General features: G+C 47.2%; 10 protein-coding genes. All 10 read right to left on the bottom strand.

The genetic code is table 11. The features are described from left to right. The coding region (locus tag Q0R37_RS14945) for a DNA-directed RNA polymerase subunit alpha (protein WP_294755371.1) at positions 1-701 on the bottom strand (701 nt) is incomplete at its 3' end. Between the two features lie 66 nt (positions 702-767). Next, positions 768-1367: a 30S ribosomal protein S4 gene (gene rpsD / locus Q0R37_RS14940; RefSeq protein ID WP_294755370.1), complete on the bottom strand. Its 600-nt coding sequence runs from the start codon at positions 1365-1367 to the stop codon at positions 768-770. 21 nt (positions 1368-1388) lie between these two features. Further along, positions 1389-1793 carry a 30S ribosomal protein S11 gene (rpsK, locus tag Q0R37_RS14935; RefSeq protein WP_024860931.1) on the bottom strand — a complete coding sequence of 135 codons (405 nt, stop codon included), beginning with the start codon at positions 1791-1793 and terminating at the stop codon, positions 1389-1391. A 14-nt stretch (positions 1794-1807) separates the two neighbouring features. Beyond that, a complete protein-coding gene (gene rpsM / locus Q0R37_RS14930) occupies positions 1808-2176 on the bottom strand; it encodes a 30S ribosomal protein S13 (RefSeq protein WP_028517939.1) in 369 nt (122 codons plus the stop codon). A 33-nt stretch (positions 2177-2209) separates the two neighbouring features. Then, entirely contained in the window at positions 2210-2323 is a 114-nt protein-coding gene (gene rpmJ / locus Q0R37_RS14925) for a 50S ribosomal protein L36 (protein WP_009984964.1), read from the bottom strand. Between the two features lie 50 nt (positions 2324-2373). After that, positions 2374-2592 (bottom strand): translation initiation factor IF-1, encoded by a 219-nt coding sequence (gene infA, locus Q0R37_RS14920; RefSeq protein WP_009984966.1) that lies wholly within the window; start codon positions 2590-2592, stop codon positions 2374-2376. A gap of 15 nt (positions 2593-2607) precedes the next feature. Beyond that, complete coding sequence (locus tag Q0R37_RS14915; RefSeq protein ID WP_294755368.1) at positions 2608-2850, bottom strand: KOW domain-containing RNA-binding protein; 243 nt, start codon at positions 2848-2850, stop codon at positions 2608-2610. Between the two features lie 14 nt (positions 2851-2864). Beyond that, positions 2865-3617 (bottom strand): type I methionyl aminopeptidase, encoded by a 753-nt coding sequence (map, locus tag Q0R37_RS14910; protein ID WP_294755367.1) that lies wholly within the window; start codon positions 3615-3617, stop codon positions 2865-2867. Further along, positions 3617-4255 (bottom strand): adenylate kinase, encoded by a 639-nt coding sequence (locus Q0R37_RS14905; RefSeq protein ID WP_294755366.1) that lies wholly within the window; start codon positions 4253-4255, stop codon positions 3617-3619. The genes map and Q0R37_RS14905 overlap by 1 nt, the downstream gene beginning before the upstream one ends. A 15-nt stretch (positions 4256-4270) precedes the next feature. Beyond that, positions 4271-5373: preprotein translocase subunit SecY (gene secY / locus Q0R37_RS14900; RefSeq protein ID WP_294755365.1), on the bottom strand; the 1103-nt coding region annotated here is incomplete at its 5' end.

The following is a 5373-nucleotide window of genomic DNA, read 5'->3' as shown; positions in this document are numbered from 1 at the left end:
GAGAGGTCGATGAACAGCTTCAGATGCTCGTTGAGGAGATTGGCTGCCTGTGATAATGCTTCCTTAGCGGAGATTGTACCGTCTGTCCATACCTCCATGGTAAGCTTATCATAGTCGGTGACCTGACCGAGTCGTGTATCCTCTACGGTGTAATTCACCTTAAGAACAGGAGTATAGATACTGTCTACGGCGATAACGTCAACGGGGAGGTTGATCTGCTTCTTGTTTCTTTCTGCGGAAACGTAGCCTCTGCCTCTGTCTATTGTGATCTCCATATAGAGCTTAGCGTCCTTGCCAAGTGTAGCGATATGCATACCGGGATCGAGGATATTTACCTCTGAATCAGTCTTTATATCGCCTGCGGTGATCTCGCATTCGCCCTCTGCCTCTATATACACTGTCTTGGGGCCTTCGCCGTAAAGCTTAGCCGTCAGTCCTTTGATACTGAGGATTATTTCCGTAACGTCTTCTTTAACGCCAGGAATGGTTGACAACTCATGGTGAACCGTACCATCCTTGCCCGAAAGCTTTACAGATGTTACAGCCACACCAGGAAGTGAGGAGAGCAGCACACGTCTGAGGCTGTTTCCAAGTGTAATACCGTATCCACGCTCCAGCGGTGCTAAAACGAATTTGCCGTATTTGCCGTCACTTTTAAGCTCGACAATATCTATATCAGGCTTATTGATCTTTTCCAGCATAAAAACCCTCCTATTTCGCAATAAATGTTTATTTCGAGTTGAGTTGATCCAAACAGTCTATTCAGATTACTTGGAGTACAGCTCGACGATGAGGTGAGTAGCTACCTCGTAGTCAATATCCTCAGCAAGGGGAAGACGATTTACTGTTGCGGAGAAGTCGTCCTTTTTAGCTGTGAGCCATACAGGAACGAGTCTGTCCTTTGTTTCCTCAACTGTAGCCTTGAACTTTTCGGAAGTTCTGTCCTTTTCTCTGAGGGCGATAACGTCGCCAACCTTAACTCTATAGGAAGGAATGTTTACCTTCTTGCCGTTTACTGTAAAGTGGCTGTGTACAACGAGCTGTCTTGCTTCTCTTCTTGTGAGAGCGAGGCCCATTCTGTATACAACGCTGTCAAGTCTGGATTCGAGAACAGTGAGAAGATTATCACCGGCCTTACCCTCCATTTTCTCAGCGATAGAGAAGTAATGTCTGAACTGCTTCTCCAGTACGCCATAGATGAACTTCAGCTTCTGCTTTTCCTTGAGCTGGAGTCCGTATTCAGATATCTTCTTTCTGTTGTTTGCGTTCTTGAAACGGATAGACTCCTTCTTTGAAACGCCCATTACAGCGGGGCTGATTCCCAGATATCTGCACTTCTTAAGAATTGGTTCTTTCTGTACTGCCATATTAATACACCTCCAATTTGATCAGACACGACGTCTCTTAGGCGGACGGCAGCCATTATGCGGGATAGGTGTTACATCCTTGATCATTCTTACCTCAAGGCCTACGGTCTGAAGTGCTCTGATAGCTGCTTCACGGCCTGCACCGGGTCCCTTTACGTATACTTCAACATTCTTGAGGCCGTGCTCCATAGCAGCCTTTGCTGCTGTCTCGGCAGCTGTCTGAGCTGCGAAAGGAGTTGACTTCTTTGAGCCTCTGAAGCCGAGTTCGCCTGCGCTTGCCCAAGAGATAGCGTTTCCGGCTGTATCTGTGATCGTAACGATCGTGTTATTGAAAGTGGACTGGATATGAACAGCGCCGCTCTCGATATTCTTACGTTCTCTACGTCTTCTGACAGTAGTAACTTTTTTACCCTTCTGCTGTGCCAAAGCTCATGACCTCCTTACTTCTTCTTGTTAGCGATAGTCTTTACAGGGCCCTTGCGGGTTCTTGCGTTTGTCTTTGTTCTCTGACCTCTTACGGGGAGACCTTTACGGTGACGAACGCCTCTGTAGCAGCCTATTTCAACAAGTCTCTTGATGTTAAGAGCAACTTCACGGCGGAGGTCACCCTCTACTGTGTAATGCTCGTCGATATAATCACGAAGCTTAGCTACATCCTCTTCTGCGAGATCCTTAACTCTTACGTCAGGGTCAACGCCTGTTGCTGCGAGGATATTTGTTGCAGTCTGACGACCGATTCCGTAGATATAAGTGAGACCGATTTCGATTCTCTTATTCTTGGGAAGGTCAACACCGGCTATTCTTGCCATATTATAATTGCACCTCCATTAATGCGTCGGGGATTAGCCCTGACGCTGCTTATGCTTTGGATTTTCGCAGATCACCATGATTCTGCCTTTACGTTTAATAACCTTGCACTTTTCGCAAATAGGTTTTACTGAAGGTCTGACTTTCATTGAAAATACCTCCTTTAGCGGATAGAGGATATCTCTGATATCCTGTATTTTTACTTAACGCGCCATGTTATACGGCCTTTTGAAAGGTCGTACGGTGACATTTCAAGCTTTACCTTGTCACCCGGTACGATTCTGATATAATTCATTCTGAGCTTGCCTGATACATGAGAAAGCACCTCATGTCCGTTTTCAAGCTGAACCTTAAACATTGCATTGGGCAGAGCGTCAGTTACAACGCCCTCGACCTCGATTACATCTTCTTTTGACACTTTGCATAACCTCCTTTACTCAGCGTCACTGAACTGCTTCAGTGTATTCCTGAGTTTTTTATCAGTTATATCGTTTAGATCGATCATACTGTCTGTAACGCGGATATGTTTTATATTCTTACGCTTGGGAGCTGAAAGCTTTCTGCTCTTCCCGTCTGCGATAAGGCAATATTTTTCATCGGCTTCCACGACTGCGAAATACTTTCCGCCGTCGCGTCCTGCCTCCGCTATTACAACAGAGCCTTTCAGCAGCTTCACGATAATTCCCTCCGTCAGGGCTGTGTCAGAATGACGGGACCGTCAGGAGTTATTGCGATAGCGTGCTCAAAATGAGCCGACAGTGAACCATTTTTGGTAACCACGGTCCATCCGTCCTTGAGAGTTTTTACATCATCGCCTCTGACATTTATCATTGGCTCGATACATATCGTCATACCCGCCACCAATCTGGGTCCGTGACCGGCTTTACCCCAGTTCGGGACTTCGGGTGATTCGTGAACCTCTCTGCCGATTCCGTGGCCGCAGTAATTTCTTACGATTCCGTAGCCTCGTGAAGCACAATACTCTTCTACAGCATGAGAAATATCTCCGATTCTTGCGCCAACCTGAGCCTGTGCGATACCTTCGTGAAGGCTCGCCTCGGTTACCTCAAGCAATGCTTTAGCTTCATCAGAAATTTTACCCACAGGGAAGGTCCAGCAGCTGTCTCCGTTGAAGCCCTGATAGGCGGCTCCCGTGTCGATGCTTACTATATCTCCTTCTTTTAACCTGCGGCTTGCCTTGGGGATACCGTGGATAACTTCCTCATTTACTGAGATACAAGCGTTACCCGGAAATCCGTAAAGGCCTTTAAAGCATGATCTACAGCCGTGACGGGCGAAGTACTCGCCGACCAGCTTATCAACGTCGAGCGTTGACATACCAGGCTTTAATCTTTCGCCCGCATACCATATTGCGCCGCAGGTAATCCTACCTGCTTCACGCATTATGGCCAATTCGGACTTTGATTTAATGACTATGCTCATTACTTCTCTACTCCTGCTGCTGCCAGTGTGAGCTTTGAAGTTTCTGCTACCTCTTCCTGACCGATTACAGTGACAAGCTTGCCCTGCTTCTCGTAATAGTCCTTGAGAGGAGCTGTTTTTTCGTGATAAGTTGCGAGTCTTTCGAGAACTACCTCGGGCTGATCGTCCTTGCGAACGATAGTCTTGTCGCCGCACTTATCGCAAACACCCTCGACCTTGGTAGGCTTATACTCAACGTGGTATGAAGCTCCGCAGCCCTGGCAGACTCTTCTGCCCGAAACTCTCTGCTTGATAGTCTCGTCGGGAACGTGGATCTCTATTACCTTGTCGATACGGATGTTCATTTTATCAAGAGCTTCTGCCTGAGGCACCGTTCTTGGGAAGCCGTCGAGGATGAAACCGTTTTTGCAGTCGTCCTCTGCGATCCTCTCCTTCAGGATACCGATAACGATATCGTCTGAAACGAGAGCGCCTGCGTCCATAGCAGCCTTAGCCTTAAGACCGTACTCTGTGCCGTTCTTTGCAGCCTCACGAAGGATATTGCCTGTTGAGATCTGTGGGATATTCAGTGCTTCGGAAACTACCTCTGCCTGTGTACCCTTTCCTGCGCCTGGAGCGCCTAAAAAGATAAGGTTCATATTGACGGTCCTCCTTTACTGTAAGAAGCCCTTATGATGACGCATCATAAGATGTGATTCAAGTGTTCTTGTTGTTTCGAGAGCAACAGATACTGCGATGAGTATTGTTGTACCGCCCATTGAAAGCTGCTGGAGCTGTCTGTCAGCCATTGCCATAAAGATCGGGATGACTGCGATGAAGCCCAGGAAGATAGCGCCCACGAGAGAGATCTTGTTGAGTACTCTCTGGATATAATCCGATGTAGGCTTGCCGGGTCTGATACCGGGGATACCGCCGTTTGACTGACGGAGATTGTTAGCTATCTCAATAGGATTGTACTGTATCGAAACGTAGAAGTAGTTGAACGCGATTACGAGCAGGAAGTAAAGCACAGCGTAACCCCAGCCTCTTGTGCTGAAGAAATCGCAGAACTTTGCATATAAGCTTCCGTCGTGAGGATTCTGCTTGATAAAAGTGAATACCAGTGATGGAAGTGACATAAACGACATAGCGAAGATGATAGGCATAACACCGCTCATGATAACCTTTATCGGGATATGTGTCTTCTGTCCGCCGTACTGTTTTCTGCCGACTACGCGCTTTGCGTACTGTATCGGGATACGTCTTTCCGCTTCGTTCATGAATACGATAAAGCCGATCTCGAAGATGATAAATACAAGATATGCAAGTGATATCCAGAGGTATTTACCGTTTGATCCGTTCTTGATACTGTCCTTTGTAAGTCTTAAAAGAAGAGCAGCATCATTCGGGAATCTTGCTGCGATACCCGCAAAGAGGAGTATCGAGATACCGTTGCCGATACCCTTATCGCTTATCCTGTTACCCATCCATACAACGATGAGTGCGCCCGCAACGAACAGTGCGATGATAACGAAGGCTGCAAATAAGCCCTCGCCGCCTGTTATATACTTAAGAGCGTTGCCTACATAGTTGCCGTCAGCATCCTGAACATTTGTCGTGTGCTTGAGGGTAAGGTAATAAGCAAAGGACATGAATATCGCAAGAACCATTGCCACGAAGGCTGTGATCTTGTCGATCTTCTTTCTTCCCTCTTCTCCCTCATCGCGCATACGCTCGAGAGGAGGCAGTGCATATGTCAGCAGCTGCATGATGATGG

Source organism: uncultured Ruminococcus sp. (assembly GCF_946415235.1).
Taxonomy (GTDB): Bacteria; Bacillota; Clostridia; order Oscillospirales; family Ruminococcaceae; genus Ruminococcus.
This window is presented reverse-complemented; position numbering and strand designations above follow the sequence as displayed.

Excerpts from the sequence above, each read along its gene's own strand:
- rpsM (WP_028517939.1), bottom strand. The coding sequence starts at position 2,176 with ATGGCAAGAATAGCCGGTGTTGACCTTCCCAAGAATAAGAGAATCGAA.
- rpmJ (WP_009984964.1), bottom strand. The coding sequence starts at position 2,323 with ATGAAAGTCAGACCTTCAGTAAAACCTATTTGCGAAAAGTGCAAGGTT.
- map (WP_294755367.1), bottom strand. The coding sequence starts at position 3,617 with ATGAGCATAGTCATTAAATCAAAGTCCGAATTGGCCATAATGCGTGAA.
- rpsD (WP_294755370.1), bottom strand. The coding sequence starts at position 1,367 with ATGGCAGTACAGAAAGAACCAATTCTTAAGAAGTGCAGATATCTGGGA.
- Q0R37_RS14905 (WP_294755366.1), bottom strand. The coding sequence starts at position 4,255 with ATGAACCTTATCTTTTTAGGCGCTCCAGGCGCAGGAAAGGGTACACAG.